This is a genomic window from Vreelandella maris (assembly GCF_013371085.1).
GTDB lineage: Bacteria > Pseudomonadota > Gammaproteobacteria > Pseudomonadales > Halomonadaceae > Vreelandella > Vreelandella maris.
The window spans coordinates 137961-157482 of record NZ_JABWCV010000005.1; the positions used below are offsets into that span (position 1 = coordinate 137961).

Below are 19522 nucleotides of genomic sequence, written 5' to 3' on the forward strand. Positions count from 1 at the left end.
ATGGGGGGGGGACCGCAATGACATGGGGGAGGGAATCACAATGACATGGGGGAAGTAATCGCAATGACAGGGGGATACCGCTCAATGAAAGGGACTCCTCCCCTCTCGAAGCTTCAAAGAGCTACATTGATAGTTGAACCACTTCAATGCGGAGGGGAAGAGTCATGAACAAGCATAAGACAATAGGTATTGATCTGGCAAAGCGTGTTTTCCAAGTGTGTGTTGTCGACACCCGCCGCCCGCGTGCTCAGGTCAACAAAGAGTTTAAACGGCATCAGGTCTTGGATTTTATGCGCCGCCAACCGGCCTGTCGGGTGTTCATGGAAGCGTGCGGTGGATCGCATTATTGGGCCCGACAGCTGCAGGCCCTCGGCCATAGCGTTGCGCTCATTTCACCCCAGTTTGTGACGCCCTTTCGCAAGGGGCACAAGACCGATGCCAATGACGCGCTCGCGATCGTTGAGGCCGGGTTGCGCCCTGATATGCGCTTCGTGCCGCTCAAAAGCGTCGAGCAACAGGATATTCAGAGCCTGCACCGCATTCGGGAAAGGTATATTCATCAACGCACCCAGTTGATCAATCAGGTTCATGGGTTATTGCAGGAATATGGAGTGATCAGCGGTCGGGGACAGAAAGCGTTAAAGCAACGTGTCTGGCTCGCCCTGGAAGATGCCGATAACGAGCTTTCGATGCTGATGCGTGACTTGATTGCCGAGCAAATGGCGGAGCTGGATCGACTCAACGAGCGTATTCAGTCACTGGATAAACGGGTGGAGCAGATGAGCCGTGCGGTGATGCCTTGTCGCCAACTGTTGGCGATTGAGGGAGTGGGACCGGTGGTCGCCACCCAGCTCTATAGCGCCCTCGGTAACGGCGACGCCTTCAAGAAAGGTCGCCAAGCATCAGCCTATCTGGGGTTAACGCCGACACAACACAGCAGTGGTGGCATCGCGAAGATCAAGGGCATTGGCCGAACGGGGCAAATCTCGCTGAAAGCCGCCCTGATACGCGGCGCACACTCGGCCATCAACACCGTGGGTGACAAGCAGGATGCCAAAAGCCGTTGGCTACGCGCGCTGGTCGCACGCGTTGGCAAGAACAAAGCGGCTGTCGCGTTAGCGAACAAGACAGTGCGAACCGCCTGGGCGGTTCTGCACAGCGGACAGTCCTATTGTAGAGAGTTTAACGAAGGTTCAGCGCTGATGGCGAGCTAAGCGGTAGCACCACCAGCGCCTAAGCGCCGAGAGGCGACTACCTTGTTGCCGGGCAACGATTGATGAAAAACAGGTCAGACCGACCTTCTCAAAACCTGATCATCGCGATGGCTGAAGAAGCCTCCCGCTCGTTGAGGAGAGAAGGTGCGCGACGTTCATCAGGGTCAGGGGATAGCGTCCCCATCAAGAGACCGACTATACGCACGCATCGGCTTATGTTTTTCCATCATCGTCGCTTGCAACCGGGGAGGAGTCCCTATACGCGATGACAAACATAAAATCGCGAGCGATATTAATGCTAATGCTAAAAATCGCTATCCTGATAGGCAGCCTGCGGGGCAGGTGAGGAGGCGGGTAAGCTTGCCTGCATATGCTCTGTGGACTGATTAATGCGGAAGTTGGCCACCAACTGACGAAGCTGGTTGCTTAGCTGGGCCAGGGTTTGGGTGGCCTGAGTGCTCTCTTGTACCAGGCTGGCATTCTGCTGGGTCATTTGATCCATTTGCGTGACGGCTTGGTTGACCTGCTCGATACCGCTGCTCTGTTCAATGGTGGCGGCTGAAATTTCCTGCACCAGTATGCTGAGCTCCTTGATGTCATTGACCATGCTGTTAATCACATCACCGGTGTCGCGTACCTGGCGGCTACCTTCAACCACTTTGCTGTCTGATGCCTCGATCAGCGTTTTAATCTCTTGTGCGGCAGAGGCGGAGCGGCTGGCAAGTTGGCGAACCTCATTGGCCACCACCGCAAAACCGCGCCCTTGTTCTCCAGCGCGTGCGGCTTCAACGGACGCGTTCAGGGCCAAGATATTGGTTTGGAAGGCAATGCCGTCAATGGTGTTGACGATGCTGCTCATTTGCGTGGCACTTTCGTTAATCGTCGCCATCGTGGTCGTGACGGATGACATCGAGTCGCTGCCGCGCTGAGCACTGTCGGCCGCCCTGGTGGCAAGTTTGCGCGCATGGTCTGCGTGTTCCGCGTTTTGTTTAACGGTCGCGGTGAGCTGTTCCATGCTGGTGGCTGTTTCGGCTAGCGACGCTGCCTGTTCTTCGGTGCGTGTCGAAAGCTCTTCGTTCACCCCTACAATTTGCTCGACACCGCTGTTGACCTGATTGGCTCCTTGATGAATATCACCGATGGTAGCGGCTAGGGTTTCCCGCATACGGTTAATATCAAACAGTAAACTCTGCTGATCTTTCGCTGAAAGCTGCGTTACCTGTGTGAGATCACCGTCGGCGATATGGCGCACAACGCTGGCGGCGTAGCGTGGGTCACCGCCTAAACGACGGGAAACATCACGGATCACCCAACCCATCAGCAGCGTTACCGGCAGGCCAATGATCAGCAGTACCCCTATGGAGCGAATCAAATCGGCAATAAACGCTTCATTGATATCATCGACATAAACGCCCGTGGCGAGCGACCACTCCCATTCGGGAAGGTGTGCTACATAGCTGGTTTTCGGCAACTGTTCTTCGCCACCGGCGCGGGTTGAGTAGTAGTTAACGTGGCCCCCACCCGCTTGGGCAACACGCAGCAACTCCGGGTATAGCGCCATACCGCTGGCGTCCAGGTAGTCGGTCATGTCCGTGCCGGGTATGCGGCTGGGATGGGAAATAACCAGTAAGTCGTCATTGAAGGAGAAAATGTATTCGCCTGCCCCAAAGCTCACACTAGACATATTGTCGATGGCGCGCTGCTGGGCTTCTTCAAGACTGAGTTCACCAGCGTCTACCCGTTCCTGCAGGGCTTCGATTTGGTTTTGTACGCTTTCAACCACGTACTGAATGCTGTCGCGGCGTTCGCTTACAATTGTTTGACGGTTCTCAAGGGCTAGCCAGCCCACCAAGAGCAGCATAGCTATCCAGATGATGCCCAACGTTCCCCAGAGTTTTTGTGTTGTTGTTAGACGAGTCATGTTTTTCCTTTTTTGTAATTGAGTAGTTCAGCCCCTAATTTATTCCTATCGGCCTAAACAAGGCAAAGATTAATGAAATGTTTCATCAATGCTGTTTGGCGTATCACTCTTATTTTTTTGAATAAATAGTAGCTTCTGCAATATTCAAAAATAGTCTAACGATAGAACCTGGGATGCACTATGCTGTCTTTAAAGCATGGGAATGCAATTACCACTAATGGGAGGCCGTCATGCAACGCCCAATTGTTAAGCACTTTTTTGATGAGCCCACGAACACCTTTAGCTATGTCGTTCAAGACCCCGATAGCAGTGCCTGCGCGATCATAGATTCGGTGCTCGACTTTGATTATGCCGCTGGGCGAACAGATGTGCGTTCAGCTGACAACATCATCGCCTTTATTCGCGAACACCAACTCGACGTCGCCTGGATTTTGGAGACCCATGTACATGCCGACCACCTTTCGGCAGCGCCCTATCTGCATGAGCATTTAGGAGGCAAAACCGGCATTGGGGCAAAAATAGACAAGGTGCAAGAGATCTTCGGCAAGGCATTCAACGCGGGTACCGAATTTGCTAGGGATGGCAGCCAATTTGATACGCTGTTTGAAGAAGGGGATACCTTCACCATTGGGCAATTACAGGGCCGTGTACTGCATACCCCCGGCCATACGCCCGCCTGTTTAACTTACGTAGTGGGGGATGCGGCCTTTGTAGGCGATACGCTCTTTATGCCGGATTATGGCACCGCGCGGTGCGATTTCCCCGGCGGCGATGCACGTACCCTGTATCACTCTATTCAAAAAGTGTTGGCGCTACCCGATCAGACGCGGCTGTTTTTATGCCACGATTATAAAGCCCCCGGCCGCGATACCTTTCAGCATGAAACCAGCGTAGCAGAACAGCGCAATGAGAATGTTCATGTTCACGAAGGTATCAGCGAAGAGGCGTTTGTGAAGATGCGCACCGAGCGTGATGCCACCTTAGGCATGCCACGGCTCATTATTCCTTCGGTTCAAATCAATATGCGTGCTGGAGCGCTGCCTCCGGCGGAAGAGAATGGCACGGTCTATTTAAAAGTGCCGATTAATTTTTTCTAACCGTTTCTATTTTTTTCACCTGTGAAAGCGGAATGCTTGGGAGACACCAGTGGATTGGACAGCAGGTTTACAAGGCTTAGCTGGGGGCTTGCTGATTGGGCTTTCCGCCACCTGGCTAATGGCAACGTTAGGGCGTATCGCGGGGATTAGTGGGATCGTTGGTAACTTAATTACCCAACGTCCCAAAGGCGATAGTGCTTGGCGAGTGGCGTTTGTTTTAGGGCTGATTAGCGGGCCGCTATTGATCATGGCATTAGGTGGCGGTTTGGGAAACGTGGCGGGGAGCCCGGGTGAAGTGATTGGCGCGCCAGCCGGTGGCGTCGGATTGATGTTGGTGGCCGGCTTGTTGGTGGGTGTGGGCACAGGGCTTGGTAGCGGCTGTACCAGTGGGCATGGCGTATGTGGCCTAGCACGCTTGGCGCCACGCTCCATGGCGGCCACCGGTATGTTTTTGCTGACGGCGCTAGTGACCGTTTATATCTCGCGTCATCTGTTAGGCCTAGGCGGTGTGCAATGAACAGGAGTGTCATGAACAGTAACGCGATGAAAACAGCGGCTGGTTATGCGGCGGGGCTGATTTTTGGTTTGGGTTTGGCAATTTCAGGCATGACTGACCCCGCACGAGTGCTGGGGTTTTTAGATGTAGCGGGCGCCTGGGATCCGACGCTGATGTTTGTGCTTGGCGGGGCCGTGGTAACCACCTTTATCGGCTATCGGCTGGTATTCAAGCGTTCGGCACCACTGTTGGGCGGCGTCTTTCAATTACCCACCAAAAAGGAGCTGGATGGCAAGTTGCTGGGCGGCGCTGCCCTGTTTGGTATTGGTTGGGGGCTTTCCGGCTACTGCCCGGGGCCTGCCATTGCCTCTATCGGCGGCATATCACTCCCGCTAGCGGCCATGCTGTTGACGATGGTGCTGGGGTGGTTTGCCGCCAAAAGGCTCGGCTAATACGTCGGAGTTATATGGCCGCTATTGCTAACGCCCTTGCCTTTATTGCAAGGGCGTTTTGTTTTCTTAACGCTGAGTTAATGCGTGGCCGTCATGCTGTCAGGTAATAAAAAGGAAACCGTTATGCACGTCTTGCTGATTGAAGATGACCCGCTGGTGGCATCGGGTATCCGCTCTGGATTAATGACCTTCGATTTTGTCGTCGACCACGTCTCCACGCTCAACGCCGCTCGCCAATCGATGCGAACAGTCACTAGTGATGTGGTCATTCTTGACCGTGGCTTGCCGGATGGCGATGGCCTGCAGTTGTTGGCCGAGTGGCGTGAGCAGGGCGTCGATGTGCCGGTGCTGGTGTTAACCGCAAGAGATACCGTGCGAGACCGGGTGGATGGCCTGCAGGGCGGTGCCGATGACTATCTGGTCAAGCCCTTCGATCTGGATGAATTAGTCGCGCGCCTGCACGCTTTGCTGCGCCGTGTGGCAGGGCGCAGCAGTGGCATGATTTCCCATGGAGCCCTTGCGTTAGATCCCGCTGCCCGCGAAGTGTATGTCGAAGGGCAACTGATCACCCTATCTCGCCGTGAGCTGGTGCTGCTGGAAACCTTCCTGCAATCGCCGCGCAGCGTACTGTCGGCCGATCAGCTCAAAGACAGCCTTTATGGCATGAATGATGATGTCGAGAGCAATGCGCTGAATGTGCATATACACCATCTGCGCCGCAAGCTCGGGAGCGGGGTGATTGAAACGGTGCGCGGGCTTGGCTATCGACTGGGCAAGCCTGAGGCGGTGCACTTGGCGGGCACACCCTATGAGTGTGAGATAGATAAAGGCCAGCTATGAGTTTACGTGCCCGCTTACTAATCACCCTGGGGCTAACCCTGGCGTTGCTATGGGGTATCGCCGCCGCGTGGCTGATGCGCGACCTGGAAGACAAATTTGTAGAAACCCTGGACCAACGTCTGGCGCAGTCGGCGCGAATGGTGGCGGGGCTGGTTTTGCAGCTTCCCCTTGACGTTTGGGCGGACGCCGAGCATCCAGTGCTCTCCATTCCCTCTATTGAAGGGCTGGCCTGCCAGGTGCATTCCCCCCAAGGCGAGGTCATGGCGCGCACCCATGCTGATATGGACGATGTGCTGGCGCCGGGAGAGGGCGGGCACACTTATCGTCAGGCTGACGATGTGACCTGGCGGGTCTTCACCTACGAGCGCAATGGCATCGTGATTACCACCGCCGACCGGATGGATGAAAGGAACATACTGCTTAGCGGCGTTATTCGGGTGGCGGTGGTGCCGTTTGTGGTGGCGCTGGTGGGCAGCATGGTGGCGCTGTGGCTAGGTATCTGGCGTGGGCTGGCACCGCTGACACGGCTGCGGGAGTCGCTTGCCAACCGCCATCCAGATGCGCTGGCGCCGGTGGCTACCTACGGCTTGCCAAAAGAGATCCGGCCCCTCATTACAACGCTTAACGCGCTGTTGGCGCGGGTGCAGCAAACCATTATCCGCGAACAGCGCTTTACCAATGACGCTGCGCACGAGTTGCGCACGCCGCTGACGGCCATCAAGACCCACCTGCAAGTTGCCCGGCGCGTCGAAGGGGAAGCGGCGAAGGCATCGCTCAATCAGGCGGAAGAGGGCGTGGTGCGGCTGAGCTCGACCCTTGATCAGCTGCTGACTCTGGCACGGGTAGAAGGACGTGCCCGGTTTGATGATGGCGAGGTAAGCCGTGTTGCCGATGTTGCCGAGTGCGCCCTGGCGGATTGCCACCATAGTCACTCCGGCCGCTTTGTGGTGCCCGCTGACTGGCCAGAAACCAACCTGGCCATGCCCCGTGAGCTAGCGATTACCGCGCTACGCAATTTGCTCGATAACGCGCTGCACCATGGACCATCGGAAACACCCGTAACACTGGAGGCGCAGTGGGAGCACGGGCAGCGCTTTCTTACCTTCAGCGTCAGCGACCAGGGACCTGGCGTCGATGACGCGACGCTCAAGCAACTGACGCAACGCTTCTGGCGCGCCAGCAAACAGCAGGGAAGCGGGCTGGGGCTGGCGATTGTCGCGGCAATCGCTGAACGATTCGATGGCGAAGTGGCATTCGCCAGCCCGGCGGGGGGCGGGTTTACCGCTCGCCTAATGGTGCCAGTGGCGGACAGCTAAAAATGATAACGCAAGGGAGAAACCGATATGAATAACAAATACGTTAGCAGGGTTGGTCTCTGTGTAGGTCTCACCCTGATCGCCGCAGGGACGGTGGCCCAGGAGGGGGACGCGGAGCGCGGTCAAGCCGCCGCGGCTAGCTGTAGCGCCTGCCACCAGGCAGATGGCAGTGGCATGAATGTGCCGGACGGTGAGTCCTGGCCGCGTTTAGCTGGTCTGGATGCCGACTATATCGCCAAGCAGTTACATGATTTTAAAGCGGGGCGGCGTGAAAACGCGACGATGGCAACATTTGCCAATATGCTCAACGACCAGCAAATCGCTGATGTGGCCGCCTACTACAGCCAACTGCCCGCTACCCAGGGGCAAGGCGGCGATGAGGCAGATGAGACGCTGCTGGCCCGTGGGCAGCAGCTCGCCGAACGTGGCGATTGGAACGCCTACATTGTTTCCTGCCAAAGCTGCCATGGGCCTGGGGGCAAGGGCGTAGGTGATACCTTCCCAGGCATTGCAGGCCAGCATGCCGGCTACATTCGCACTCAATTGTCGGCGTGGAAAAACGAAACCCGCAGCAACGATCCGCAAAACCTGATGGGCGCCATTGCCAAGCGCATGAGTGATGACGACATTCAGGCTGTATCCGCCTGGTACGCCACGCAACCCGCCTCCGCCGACCAGGAGTCAGCACAATGATAACCTGCCCACGCCCTCTCGTTTTAGCGCTTACTGGCTGTTCATTGACGGTCGGCATCGGTATTAGCGTTTACGCCACTAGTGTCTTTGCTCAGGAAGAACGGGCGGATGCAGCGCTGAACCAACTGGTGCACGAACCGCCCACCATGGAAGATCTGGAAAGTGCCGATATTCATCCCGAACTGAAAAAAGTCATCCGCTACGGTCATGATCTATTCACTAATACACAGCAGTTGCGTGGTGAAAACGTCTTCAATGACATGAATTGCTCCAGTTGCCATCTGGGGGAGGGTCGGGTGCCGTTCAGTGCCCCGGTGTGGACAGCAGCCATCACATTGCCGGATTTCCGTGGTAAAAATCAGCATGTGAATAACCTGGAAGAGCGTATTGCAGGCTGCTTTGCCTACTCCATGAACGGCGTGCCACCGGAGTATGGTAGTGATGAAATGTTGGCACTCAGTGCCTATCATCAGTGGCTGGCCACCGGCGCACCGATGTATCCCGACAAGCCGATTTATGGTCGAGGCTTCCCGGCACCGGAAGAGCCAGCCGAAGGCCCCAGCTACGCTAGAGGGGAAACTGCCTACCAGGAAAACTGCTCGATATGCCACCAGGAAAACGGTGCCGGGCACTATGAAAATGATGAGTACGTGTTTCCCGCGCCCTGGGGGGATGGCTCCAATAACTGGGGAGCCGGCATCGCGCGACTGGAAACCATGGCGGGCTTCATCTATCAGAACATGCCGCTTGGCCAGCCCCGCTCGCTCAGTGATCAACAGGCCTGGGATATTGCCTATTATATAACCCGCCAGGAGCGTCCTCAGGATCCTCGCTATACCGGGGATGTCGCCGAGACGGCGGAACGGTTCCACGGCCGTTCACTCTATGGTCAAACCCGCGAGCATGATGGCCATGTGCTAGGAGACCATGACAACTTCGGAGAGAAGGGCGATATCAAACCCTGGAACGTGGGCATGCCGAGGTTTGAGAACCTGTCGGAGGAGTAATGCCGTCAAGAAATGTGATTGTGAAGAGCTTTCTTGTTTGTCATTGCACTGAGCTTTCTATGTTTGTCATTTAGAGGTGCCCTCTTTATGTCATTGCGAGGAGCGCAGCGACGCGGCAATCTTAAGCTGCGGTGGTGATTAACCCCGAGATTGCTTCACTGCGTTCGCAATGACAGGAGGATCTCAATGACATTACCTATGTCATTGCGAGGAGCGCAGCGACGCGGCAAACTTAAGCTGCGGTGGCAGGTTAACCCCGAGATGGCTTTACTGCGTTCGCAATGACAGGAGGGTCTCAATGACATCACCTATGTCATTGCGAGGAGCGCAGCGACGCGGCAATTTTAAGCTGCGGTGGCAGGTTAACCCCGAGATTGCTTCACTGCGTTCGCAATGACAGGAGGATCTCAATGACATCACCTATGTCATTGCGAGGAGCGCAGCGACGCGGCAATCTTAAGCTGCGGTGGTGATTAACCCCGAGATTGCTTCACTGCGTTCGCGATGACAGGGGGCTCACAATGATAAGGGATTGTGGCGCTCAGAAAGCTATTAATATGGTGCAAGCTCATCCCATTCCGGATTAAGCGAGTCAATCAGAGCATTTTTACGTTGGCGTGAACCCGCTTTGAGCTGTTTTTCGCGCCTTATTGCATCTTTTATGCTATTTGTCTCCTCTAGCCATATAAGTTTGTGACAACGATACTTTTTGGTGAATCCTGGCATTAAACCTTGGCGGTGTTCATAAAGCCTGCGCTCCAAGTTGTTTGTAACTCCTATATAAAGAACGCGGTGAGTACGATTAGTCAGCATATAAACATAATAAAGATTGCTTGCTGTCGACATAAATCGACCTTTCGGCGATGAGTTTTTATTAATCTAGCGTCATTTTATTAGCAATGGTAGGGGCACATCATTGCAGACAGTACTCTCATTTTGACTATGAAAAGTGAAAAGACCTTGGCTTACGGTGGCGGATTAACCGAGATTGCTTCGCTCTGCTCGCAATGACAGGGGGGACGCAATGGCGAGGGGGCGTAGGGACAGGGGAAGCTCGCAATAACAATTCATATGCTATTGCGAGTAGCCCTCTTTATGTCATTGTGAGGAGCTTGCGACGCGGCAATCTCAGCTAGCGGTGACAGGCTAAGCTCAAGGCGCTTCGCTGCCCATCATCTCGATCAGCCGCTTGTCACTGGGCAAACCCTGAATGCGGTCAAGACGCACGCTACCATTTTCTGTTTCACGCTGAAAAACCGAGGTGGGCGTGGCATACAGCCCTAGCTCTTCGAAAAGCTGGTTATTGGCATAAACCTGTTCTTCGATCTCTCGTGGCTGGGCACTGGCGTCGATTTCTTCCTGGCCACTTTCATGAGCATGCAGTGTAGCCGCCGGGTCGTCGGCTCCGAGTATGGCGGCGGCCTTGCCAGGGCTGTCGGGCGCTAAAATACCCACCATGATATGACGCAGTTGCACTTCACCGGCCTCTACCCAGGGGCGAACGTCTTGCCATAATTGACGGCAATAGGGGCAGTTGGCGTCGGTGAAGGTGTAAATCACACGAGGGGCATCCACGTCGCCATCCTGAATCCAATGGCTTTCGCTCAGAAGCTGCCAAGTCTGTGCTTCTAAGGGCGCACGCACGTGCTTGTCCAGTTGCGCTTCAGTGAGGTCGTTACCCTCGCTATCCATCAGTGTTCCCACCACCGCATGCTCGCCATCCGGGGTCAGATAGATGGCCATGTCCTGGCCCTGAGCGCTGGCGCCGTAGCCGCGCAAACCGCCAGGGGCGTCAAACTGGCCATGAATTTCCAGGCCCTGGTCGGCCAGTGCCTGAATTGGGGCAGGGAGTTCATCGGCGTAGCCTGTGGATACTCCTCCCAGTCCTGCCAGAAGAAGAAAACTGCTGATAGTGGTGTAGTGGTTCAAGCGCATTGCAACATCCTGTTTGAGTGAGATGACGTTAGCCAGGCGAAAAAAGGTGGTCGGTTCATGCAGCAATCAGCGTAAACGCTCCAATCCTTGCTGCAGGGTGGCGCTGGAAAGTTCGCCAAAATGAGTACTGACGAGTTGACCGTCGGCATCGTAGTAAAGTGTGGTAGGCATCGCATTGGCGCCGGTAGCCTGGCCAACGGCATTGCGTGGGTCTTGCCACACATTATCGAGAGAAAAGCCGTACTCATCCATGAAAGCGTTGATCTGGCCGAGCGACTCCCCTTGGTTAACGAACACAAAGGTGATGCCGGGTTCATTATCCTGCGCTTGCTCAAACACCGGCATTTCACGGATACAGGGCGGACACCAGCTGGCCCACAAATTGACCACCATGGGTTGCTGGGTCGTGCGTGACAGGTAGGGAAGGTCAATGGGCTCGCCTGAACGGGTAGTCAGCGCCACCTCCGGCAAGGGCCGGGATTGATGCTCTATCATGGTGGCGCTAGCGGCGGTTAATCCCCAGACAAGGCCGCCCGCCAGTAGGGCACCGGAAAGGGGCACCCGCTGGCGGGGGGAGCGCCACAGCGTCCAGCCGGCGTACGCCAGTGCCGCGACAAGGCCACCGACGATATCAAACCCGCCATCTCGAATATCCAGGCGGGAAAGTAGACCCTCGTATTCGCCCCAGTAACGTAGGACAAAAACCAAACGCGCGCCGACAAGGGCAACCAGCAGCAGGGTAAACAGCGTATCGCTGACAGCTACCCGATGGCGCCTTCCCAACAGCGCGCCAGCCAGCAGCGCCAATAAAAAGGCCAGGCCGATCAATAGCTGGTGAATACTAAAGCCCATCGGGCCAAGGGCGATGCTTTGTTGCAACATAACCAGTAACGATCCTTCATATTATCTTGGACTGGCATCATCGCAGCACTAGATTATTTAAGGATTATGTTAGTCGCCCCTGGGGCGTTATGTCGCAACTGGCGAGCGAAGCGCCGCGACTAACTGGTGGCCACCAGCCAGCGCACCGCATAAGGCGGAAGGGCGCCTTCGGCCTCCCACGGGTTACTTGGGTCAAGCGCCTGCCATGCGTGCTGGCTCAGCGCTTGGGTTACCGCCTCACCCACATTCGCTAAGGGGAGCGGCAGGTCGGTGACGTTATACAGCGCCAGCAGGCGACGGCCATCATGCAGGGGGCCGCGCTCCACTGCCAGCAATTCTGGTGGCGATTCCAATACCCTCTGGGCAGCAGTGGGGTGAAAACAGGGTTCTTGACGACGCTGATCCAGCAGCCGGTTTAAGGCATGAAACACATCGTGGGTAGGGGTGGAAGGACTATCCAGTAGCAGGTCCAGCTCGCTACGCTGCCAGCGCCTACGGTTGATCGAGCGCAGGCGACCACTGCGCTCAACGCCTTCTACATCGTTGAGTGTGCCCGTCAGCGTATGAATATAGAGCGCTGGAATTCCCTGCAGGCTGAGCATGATCGCTTGGCTGCATAGGAAGCGAGCTATTTGCCATGGATCCTGACCACGGCGAGTGCCGCGCATGGCTTCAAACCAGGTGATGTTGATTTCGTAGGGCGTGTCGCTGCCATCCGGGTTGCTCCGCATGCTGACAAAACCGCCGAATTTGTGCATCAGCTCCAGTAGTGCATCGCGCTCGTGATCGGGCAGTAGGCCTTCCAGTGGGCGCACACCAATACCGTCATGGCTGGCGGTAAAATTCAAGTAAGTACAGTGGTCAGGCAGAACCGGTAGGCTGGCAAGCCAGGTTTGCAGCGTGCTGGCCTCGCCACGGGTTAAGGTATGGAGCAGCAGCGGTGGCAGAGTGAACTGATAAATCATGTGCGCTTCATCGGGCGGCCCTTTGGGAAGCCGTTCAAGACCGAAATAGCTGATGTTCTCTTGGTGCGGCACGTTGGTTTCGGTAATCAACAGAGTGCCTGGGGCGACATGATCAACAATCGCGCGAAGCAAACGCACTACGGTGTGGGTTTCCGGCAGGTGAATACAGGAGGTGCCCAACCGCTTCCATAAAAAAGCCACCGCATCCAAGCGGATAATCCGTGTGCCCTGCTCCAGGTAGAAGAGCAGAATACCGACGAACTCCAGCAGTACATCCGGATGTTCAAAGTTTAGGTCGAGCTGGTCTTCGGAGAAGGTTGCCCATAGGTAACGGGTGCCGCGCCGGGTTGATACAGGTACCAGCAACGGGTTGCTGCGGGGGCGAACTACCTGAGAAACATCGGTGTCAGGGTCAACTTCGATAAAGTAGTCACGGCCTGGCAGGCTGCCGCTCAGGTAGTCCACGAACCAGAGCGATTCCCTGGAAACATGATTGAGCACCAAATCGGCCATCAGGTCGTAATGACCGGCGAGCTCGCGGATATGCGACCAGTCGCCAAGCTCACTGTTCACTTCCCGATAGTGGATCACCGAGAAGCCATCGTCGCTACTCCATGGGAAGAAGGGCAGCACGTGTACACCACTAATGCGATCACCCAGCCGTGCTTGAAGAAATTCGCTAAGCACAGCCAGTGGTGGCACACCCTCTTCTATAATGGAGTCACCATAGCTAATCACCCACTGATCTTTTTCGCTCCATGAAGGTGCGTTTTTGGAAGGAGCATCGCCAGGGGCGGACGAAAACGGGGCAAGCGACAAAAAATGCTCAATGTGTTGATTCAAGCGGCGCTGCACTTCGTCAGCACGCGGTCCGTATAGGTGGCTGAGGTAGCCGTGCACGGTCTGCTCAAAGGGGGACATGGGTGGCTCCTGATAAACAATCTGCCACAAACGCTGCAGCTTGTGTGCCAAATCGTTACAATGCGTGGTTGATAGCGCGTTTAAACGCTAAAATCCATTAGCTTAAGACGTTGATGCCAGTTTAAACGCCATTAATAGCATATTCATTGCCAGGTTATAACACGCTAACTCGTGCGGCATGCCAGCACGAGCTGACAACAGGTTGACCGCTATGCATTGCCCTTTTTGTGGTGCAAACGATACTCGAGTGACCGATTCGCGGTTGGTAGCCGATGGCGATCAAGTGCGCCGTCGTCGCCAGTGTGCGAGCTGTCAGGAGCGATTTACCACTTACGAAACTGCTGAACTAGTGATGCCTCGTGTGGTGAAGTCAGACGGTTCACGGGAAAGCTTTAATGAAGCCAAGCTCCGGGCGGGCATGTTGCGTGCGCTAGAAAAACGCCCGGTCAGCGCGGAAGCCATTGAAGCGGCCGTCGAGCGCATACGTCAAACCCTTCGTGCGCGAGGCGATCGTGAGATCAACGCCCGTGATATTGGTGAGTCAGTGATGCAGGCGCTTAAAACCCTCGATCATGTGGCTTACATTCGCTTTGCCTCGGTGTACCGCAAGTTTCAGGATTTGGATGAATTTCGTGCTGAGATTGATCGGCTTTCCCAAGAGCCCAATCAAGAGTCCTCTTCCACAGTGAGACACACTAGCGAGCCGCCAAAATGAGCGCCCTGTTTAGCCAAGACGATTACCGTTTTATGGCGCAGGCGCTAAAGCTGGCGCGCAAAGGGCTTTACACCACAGATCCTAATCCTCGGGTCGGTTGTGTGATCGTGCACGATGAGCAGATCGTTGGGGAAGGCTTTCATCGGCGAGCCGGTGAGCCGCATGCGGAAATCCATGCCTTAACCGCGGCCGGTGAACGGGCCCAGGGCGCGACGGCTTACGTCACTCTTGAACCTTGCTCGCACACTGGGCGTACCGGCCCCTGTGCGGTTGCTCTGCAAAAGGCCAAGGTGGCACGGGTAGTGATTGCGATGCAGGACCCCAACCCCCAGGTCAGTGGCCGGGGTATTCGCTTGCTTGAAGAAGCCGGTATTGAGGTAGCAGTAGGCCTGCTAGAGAGCGAAGCGCGGGCATTGAACCCTGGCTTTATTGCCCGAATGACCACACAGCGCCCCTTTGTACGCCTGAAAATGGCCATGAGTTTGGATGGGCGTACTGCTATGGGGTCAGGCGAGTCTCAGTGGATTACCGGGCCCGAAGCGCGAACGCAAGTGCAGCGGCTAAGAGCGCGTTCCAGTGCGATATTAAGCGGCGTTGAATCGATTATCATGGACGACTCGCGGCTTACTCTTCGCGCCGAGCAGTTGTCGCTTGCCAATGCCGATGAGGTGGTACAGCGCCAACCGTTAAGGGTGGTGTTAGATACCCATTTGCGCTTGCCCTTGGCAGCCGCCTGTTTAAGCGAACCGGGGCGAACCTTGGTGGTTACCACCCCAGACCATGTGGCTGAAAAGCGCGAACGGTTAACCAAAGCGGGTGCCGAGGTGCAGGTGTTGCCTGCCGGTAGCGATGGCCGCATTGATTTAGCCTTGATGCTGAATTGGTTAGCCGAGAGCGAGCAGGTTAATGAGCTGCTGGTAGAAACCGGCGCGACCCTGGCGGGTGCTTTGCTTGATGCGGATCTGGTCGATGAGCTGCAGCTGTTTGTCGCCCCCACGCTGTTAGGTGGCGAGGCACGACCGCTATTTGCGTTGCCAGGGCTCTCACGCATGGCCGATCAGCGGCGTTTAACCATTCATGATATGCGAGCGGTGGGGCGCGATTGGCGCATTATCGCTTCCCCTCAGTCGACTAGCGCAACTGGCGATAGCAAGGTACCCTGACGCGCGAAATCGCAGCTAACGTGACAACTTTATTTCGTGACGACTTTTCGTTACAAGCTGGCGCAACAGCTTTTTTGCGGCAACGTTACGCGACAACTTTTGGAGATTCCATGGCGCACTCCTCCTCTAGAGGCTTAGCCCCTATCGCCGAGCTGGTGGAAGATATCCGCCAGGGCAAAATGGTGATTCTCATGGACGATGAGGATCGCGAAAACGAAGGTGATATCATCATGGCCGCCGAAAAAGTGCAGGCCGAGCATATCAACTTCATGGCCCGTTTCGCCCGTGGTCTTATCTGTATGCCGATGACCCGTGCCCGTTGTGAGCAGCTTAATTTGCCGCTCATGGTGCGTGACAATGGCTCCGGCTTTGGCACCAAGTTTACGCTCTCGATTGAAGCGACCGAAGGCGTTACCACCGGTATTTCAGCGGCGGATCGCGCGCGCACGGTTCAAGCGGCAGTGGCGCCCCATGCCAAGCCCTCTGATATCGTTCAGCCGGGGCATATTTTCCCGTTGATGGCAGAGCCCGGCGGCGTGCTTCGCCGTGCGGGGCATACCGAAGCAGCGTGTGATTTGGCCGCACTGGCGGGCTGTGATCCCAGTGGTGTGATCTGCGAGATCATGAACGACGACGGTAGTATGGCGCGCCGCCCAGAACTTGAAGCGTTTGCCCAAGAACACGGCATTAAAATGGGCACCATTGCGGATTTGATTCACTACCGCATCGTCAACGAGCAGACTATTGATCACCTGGAAGCCTCAACGGTAATGACGGCCCATGGCGAACTGACGCTGCACGTTTTCCGTGATCGCATTCAGGGCGCTCACCATTTGGCGTTGGTGAACGGTCAGCCCACCCCAGAGGAGTCCACCACGGTTCGCGTGCATCTTACCGATACGCTGCGCGATGTGATGGGCCTGATGAAAGGCGACCAGTGCCGCTGGGATGCCCACCGGGCGCTGGAGGAGATTGCCAGTTCAAACGCGGGGGTATTTGTGTTGATTGATGACGGTAGCCCCCATCAGGATTTAAAAGATCAACTGGATATCTTTTTGGATCGCGTTCGCCAGCCGCGTACCAGTGATTCTGACGGCGCTGGCAACTATTTAACCATTGGCACCGGCTCGCAGATTCTGCGCTATTTAGGCGTGGGTAAAATGCGATTATTGAGTTCACCGTGGAAGTTCTCCGCGCTGTCTGGCTTTGATCTCGAAGTCGTTGAGCGTCTGGGGCCTAATGACACGGCGGATGAGCCAACCTTTCAGCAGGACTGATCCAGCAGGATCACTCCAGCAGGACTAATCTCGCAGTACTAATCTAGCAGTACTAAGCAGCAGGAATAAATTGATGAACTCCCTTTCTCAAGTTGAAGGTACTTTTGTTGACGTCGATGGACATTATGTCATCGTGGTCGGTCGTTTTAACCATCACGTGGTGGATAGCCTGGTGGAAGGGGCGGTCGACAGTTTGACGCGTCATGGCGTCGATGCTGAGCATATCCATATTGTTCACGTGCCGGGTGCCTGGGAACTGCCGTTAGCGGTCAAGCGCGTGTTGAAGGTGATGAAGCCTGACGCCGTCATCGCGCTAGGCGCGGTGATTCGCGGTGGAACGCCGCACTTTGAATACGTAGCGGGCGGCTGCAACACAGCGATTAATCACTTGCAGCTTGAATTTGATACCCCGGTCGCTAACGGCGTGTTAACCGTTGAGTCGATCGAACAAGCGATTGAGCGCGCGGGCACCAAAGCCGGTAATAAAGGCACCGAAGCGGCCATGGCCGCCATGGAAATGGTCTCACTGCTACGCGCGCTGCCGTTAGGAGATACCCAATGAGCGAGCGTAAACCCTCTGCTGCTCAGCAAGGCCGCCACGCGGCGCGTGAGTTAACCGTGCAGGGGCTTTATCAGTGGCAAATGACGGGTAAATCCATCACTACCATTGAAGCTGAGTTTCGTAGTCAGGTAGCCGATGACGACCTGGAAGACCACGAAAACTGGGTCAAGGTGATGGAGATCGCCGACAAAGCGCTGTTTCACGAATTGCTGCACAATACCGTTCGTTTTAAAGCGGAACTGGATCGTGAAATTTCCCCGCTGCTAGATCGCCGTCTGGAAGATCTCGATGCCGTCGAGCTGGCGATTCTTCGCTTAGGCGCTTATGAGCTATCCCGGCGAATGGAAGTACCCTATCGTGTAGTGATTAACGAAGGCGTTGAGCTGGCTAAGTCATTTGGCGCCACCGACGGCCATAAATACGTGAACGGCATTCTAGACAAGCTGGCGATTCGCCTGCGTAGTGCCGAGGTCAGCGCTCGTCGTCTCTGAACGCGAGCGTCATGACAATGCGTTTAAGGGGCCTTTGTGCTTGCCGAATTTGATTTGATCCGACGCTATTTCATGTCGTCGCAGGAGGCGTCGACCGCGTCAAATGGCGTCACACTAGGATGTGGAGACGACGCCACGCTATTGATGCCGCAAGCGGGCCAACAATTGGCCGTGAGTGTTGATACCTCAGTGGTGAATGTTCACTTTCCTCGCGAAGCGCCAGCGTTCGCGGTGGGCCATCGTGCCTTGGCGGTCGCGCTTAGTGATTTGGCCGCTATGGGGGCCAAATCCCGCTGGTGCCTAATGGCATTAACCTTTGATCAGCGAGAATTTGTCGACGATGAAGCAACGCATCTTTGGCTTGCTGACTATGCGCGTGGCTTTCATACACTTTGTCAGCAACACGCCACCACGCTGGTGGGCGGGGACGTAACTTCCGGCGCGCTTTCGATTGGCGTGACCGTCATGGGCGAGGTGCCGGTGGGCGAAGCGCTGACCCGCAGCGGTGCTCAGCCTGGCGACCTGGTTGCCGTTACCGGTGCATTAGGCGGCGGGGCCGGTGGGCTAGCGCTCTGGAATAAGGGTGAGCGTGAATTGGCGCACCCGCTGTTGCGCCGCTATCTGCTGCCTGAACCGCGTTTGGCGGCGGGTTTGGCACTACGTGGGTTAGCCACCGCGGCGATGGATATTTCTGATGGCTTAATGGCCGACCTGGCGCATCTTCGCGAGGCTTCGCAGGTCGGGGCAGTCATCGACGTAGCCGCTTTACCGCTGGCAGACGAGCTGGAAAGCACGCTGGGCCGGGAGGCGGCCTTGAAGGCGGCGCTTTCAGGTGGTGATGATTATGAACTGCTCGTCACGTTACACGCTGACGATATAGCCAAGGCTCAGCAGCGTCTGGCGTCATTAGGCCTGACGCTAACGGTGATTGGTCATTGTTGTGAGACACTAGGCATTAGTGCTTCTGACCAGAGTGATCTGAGTAGCTATGTCAATGGCTATGCCGGTTGGCAGCATTTTAGTGGGGACACGCCATGAATCGTGCACCGAAAAGTGTCTGGCGTCGCCCAACACATTTTTTTGCCTTTGGCTTAGGTAGCGGCACGGTGCCGTGGGCACCCGGCACCTTTGGCACGCTGGCCGCCATTCCGTTCTACTGGATGATGGCGGATTTGCCCTTAGGATGGTATCTAAGCATTTGTTTTGTCGCTTTTGTTGTTGGCGTATGGCTATGCGATAAGACGTCACACGACTTAGGCGTACACGACCACTCAGGGATTGTGTGGGATGAATTTGTCGGCTACTGGCTCACTATGGCCGCGGTGCCCTTTTCATGGGAAGCTGCGCTATGGGGATTTGTGGTCTTTCGTATCTTCGATGTTTTTAAGCCCTGGCCAATACGTTGGGCAGACCGCCGTGTAGCCGGTGGTTTCGGCATTATGATTGATGATGTGATGGCAGGGGGCTACGCCTGGAGTACTATGCACTTATGGTTCTGGCTGCATTAGAAAATTCATTAGGAAAACGGTACGGATACTAGGTATTACAGATACCAGGCATTGTCGGTAGCTTTCG

20 protein-coding genes are annotated in these 19522 nt (G+C 55.8%); 15 read left to right on the top strand and 5 right to left on the bottom strand.

The window, feature by feature from the left end; genetic code table 11:
• Positions 1-164 precede the first annotated feature (164 nt).
• Entirely contained in the window at positions 165-1214 is a 1050-nt protein-coding gene (locus tag HUO07_RS05765; protein WP_176302736.1) for an IS110 family RNA-guided transposase, read from the top strand.
• Between the two features lie 304 nt (positions 1215-1518).
• On the opposite strand, the gene HUO07_RS05770 is transcribed toward HUO07_RS05765, so the two are convergent.
• On the bottom strand, positions 1519-3135 hold the full coding sequence (locus HUO07_RS05770) for a methyl-accepting chemotaxis protein (RefSeq protein ID WP_176302759.1): 1617 nt from the start codon (positions 3133-3135) through the stop codon (positions 1519-1521).
• A gap of 230 nt (positions 3136-3365) precedes the next feature.
• On the opposite strand from HUO07_RS05770, the gene HUO07_RS05775 reads away from it, so the two are divergent.
• The 7 genes from HUO07_RS05775 to HUO07_RS05805 all read left to right on the top strand — a co-directional run bounded on the left by HUO07_RS05775 (position 3366) and on the right by HUO07_RS05805 (position 9036).
• A complete protein-coding gene (locus HUO07_RS05775; protein WP_176302760.1) occupies positions 3366-4232 on the top strand; it encodes an MBL fold metallo-hydrolase in 867 nt (288 codons plus the stop codon).
• 49 nt (positions 4233-4281) lie between these two features.
• Positions 4282-4749, top strand: a complete 468-nt coding sequence (locus tag HUO07_RS05780; protein WP_176302761.1) for a YeeE/YedE family protein — start codon at positions 4282-4284, stop codon at positions 4747-4749.
• A gap of 11 nt (positions 4750-4760) precedes the next feature.
• The gene (locus tag HUO07_RS05785) at positions 4761-5180 is read left to right on the top strand and encodes a DUF6691 family protein (protein WP_176302762.1); all 420 of its coding nucleotides are present in this window, start codon (positions 4761-4763) and stop codon (positions 5178-5180) included.
• Between the two features lie 123 nt (positions 5181-5303).
• Positions 5304-6020: a response regulator gene (locus HUO07_RS05790; protein ID WP_176302763.1), complete on the top strand. Its 717-nt coding sequence runs from the start codon at positions 5304-5306 to the stop codon at positions 6018-6020.
• Entirely contained in the window at positions 6017-7336 is a 1320-nt protein-coding gene (locus tag HUO07_RS05795; protein ID WP_176302764.1) for an ATP-binding protein, read from the top strand. The genes HUO07_RS05790 and HUO07_RS05795 overlap by 4 nt, the downstream gene beginning before the upstream one ends.
• Positions 7337-7363: 27 nt before the next feature.
• Positions 7364-8029 carry a c-type cytochrome gene (locus tag HUO07_RS05800; RefSeq protein WP_176302765.1) on the top strand — a complete coding sequence of 222 codons (666 nt, stop codon included), beginning with the start codon at positions 7364-7366 and terminating at the stop codon, positions 8027-8029.
• On the top strand, positions 8026-9036 hold the full coding sequence (locus tag HUO07_RS05805) for a c-type cytochrome (RefSeq protein ID WP_176302766.1): 1011 nt from the start codon (positions 8026-8028) through the stop codon (positions 9034-9036). Before HUO07_RS05800 ends, HUO07_RS05805 begins: the two co-directional genes overlap by 4 nt.
• 552 nt (positions 9037-9588) lie before the next feature.
• On the opposite strand, the gene HUO07_RS05810 is transcribed toward HUO07_RS05805, so the two are convergent.
• The 4 genes from HUO07_RS05810 to HUO07_RS05825 form a co-directional block, all read right to left on the bottom strand.
• The gene (locus HUO07_RS05810; RefSeq protein WP_246286484.1) at positions 9589-9882 is read right to left on the bottom strand and encodes a GIY-YIG nuclease family protein; all 294 of its coding nucleotides are present in this window, start codon (positions 9880-9882) and stop codon (positions 9589-9591) included.
• A gap of 306 nt (positions 9883-10188) precedes the next feature.
• On the bottom strand, positions 10189-10971 hold the full coding sequence (dsbG, locus tag HUO07_RS05815) for a thiol:disulfide interchange protein DsbG (RefSeq protein WP_176302767.1): 783 nt from the start codon (positions 10969-10971) through the stop codon (positions 10189-10191).
• A 66-nt stretch (positions 10972-11037) separates the two neighbouring features.
• Complete coding sequence (locus HUO07_RS05820; protein WP_176302768.1) at positions 11038-11853, bottom strand: TlpA family protein disulfide reductase; 816 nt, start codon at positions 11851-11853, stop codon at positions 11038-11040.
• A 119-nt stretch (positions 11854-11972) separates the two neighbouring features.
• Positions 11973-13739, bottom strand: coding sequence for a sugar phosphorylase (locus tag HUO07_RS05825; RefSeq protein ID WP_176302769.1), 1767 nt, complete (start codon positions 13737-13739; stop codon positions 11973-11975).
• Between the two features lie 211 nt (positions 13740-13950).
• On the opposite strand from HUO07_RS05825, the gene nrdR reads away from it, so the two are divergent.
• The 7 genes from nrdR to HUO07_RS05860 all read left to right on the top strand — a co-directional run bounded on the left by nrdR (position 13951) and on the right by HUO07_RS05860 (position 19455).
• A complete protein-coding gene (nrdR, locus tag HUO07_RS05830) occupies positions 13951-14454 on the top strand; it encodes a transcriptional regulator NrdR (RefSeq protein WP_176302770.1) in 504 nt (167 codons plus the stop codon).
• Positions 14451-15617 carry a bifunctional diaminohydroxyphosphoribosylaminopyrimidine deaminase/5-amino-6-(5-phosphoribosylamino)uracil reductase RibD gene (gene ribD, locus HUO07_RS05835; protein WP_176302771.1) on the top strand — a complete coding sequence of 389 codons (1167 nt, stop codon included), beginning with the start codon at positions 14451-14453 and terminating at the stop codon, positions 15615-15617. Before nrdR ends, ribD begins: the two co-directional genes overlap by 4 nt.
• A 110-nt stretch (positions 15618-15727) precedes the next feature.
• Complete coding sequence (gene ribBA / locus HUO07_RS05840; RefSeq protein WP_176302772.1) at positions 15728-16894, top strand: bifunctional 3,4-dihydroxy-2-butanone-4-phosphate synthase/GTP cyclohydrolase II; 1167 nt, start codon at positions 15728-15730, stop codon at positions 16892-16894.
• Positions 16895-16967: 73 nt separating this feature from the next.
• Complete coding sequence (gene ribH, locus HUO07_RS05845; protein WP_176302773.1) at positions 16968-17456, top strand: 6,7-dimethyl-8-ribityllumazine synthase; 489 nt, start codon at positions 16968-16970, stop codon at positions 17454-17456.
• Complete coding sequence (gene nusB / locus HUO07_RS05850) at positions 17453-17947, top strand: transcription antitermination factor NusB (RefSeq protein WP_101145129.1); 495 nt, start codon at positions 17453-17455, stop codon at positions 17945-17947. The genes ribH and nusB overlap by 4 nt, the downstream gene beginning before the upstream one ends.
• A gap of 36 nt (positions 17948-17983) precedes the next feature.
• Positions 17984-18985 carry a thiamine-phosphate kinase gene (thiL, locus tag HUO07_RS05855; RefSeq protein WP_176302774.1) on the top strand — a complete coding sequence of 334 codons (1002 nt, stop codon included), beginning with the start codon at positions 17984-17986 and terminating at the stop codon, positions 18983-18985.
• A complete protein-coding gene (locus HUO07_RS05860) occupies positions 18982-19455 on the top strand; it encodes a phosphatidylglycerophosphatase A family protein (protein ID WP_176302775.1) in 474 nt (157 codons plus the stop codon). The genes thiL and HUO07_RS05860 overlap by 4 nt, the downstream gene beginning before the upstream one ends.
• Positions 19456-19522 lie beyond the last annotated feature (67 nt).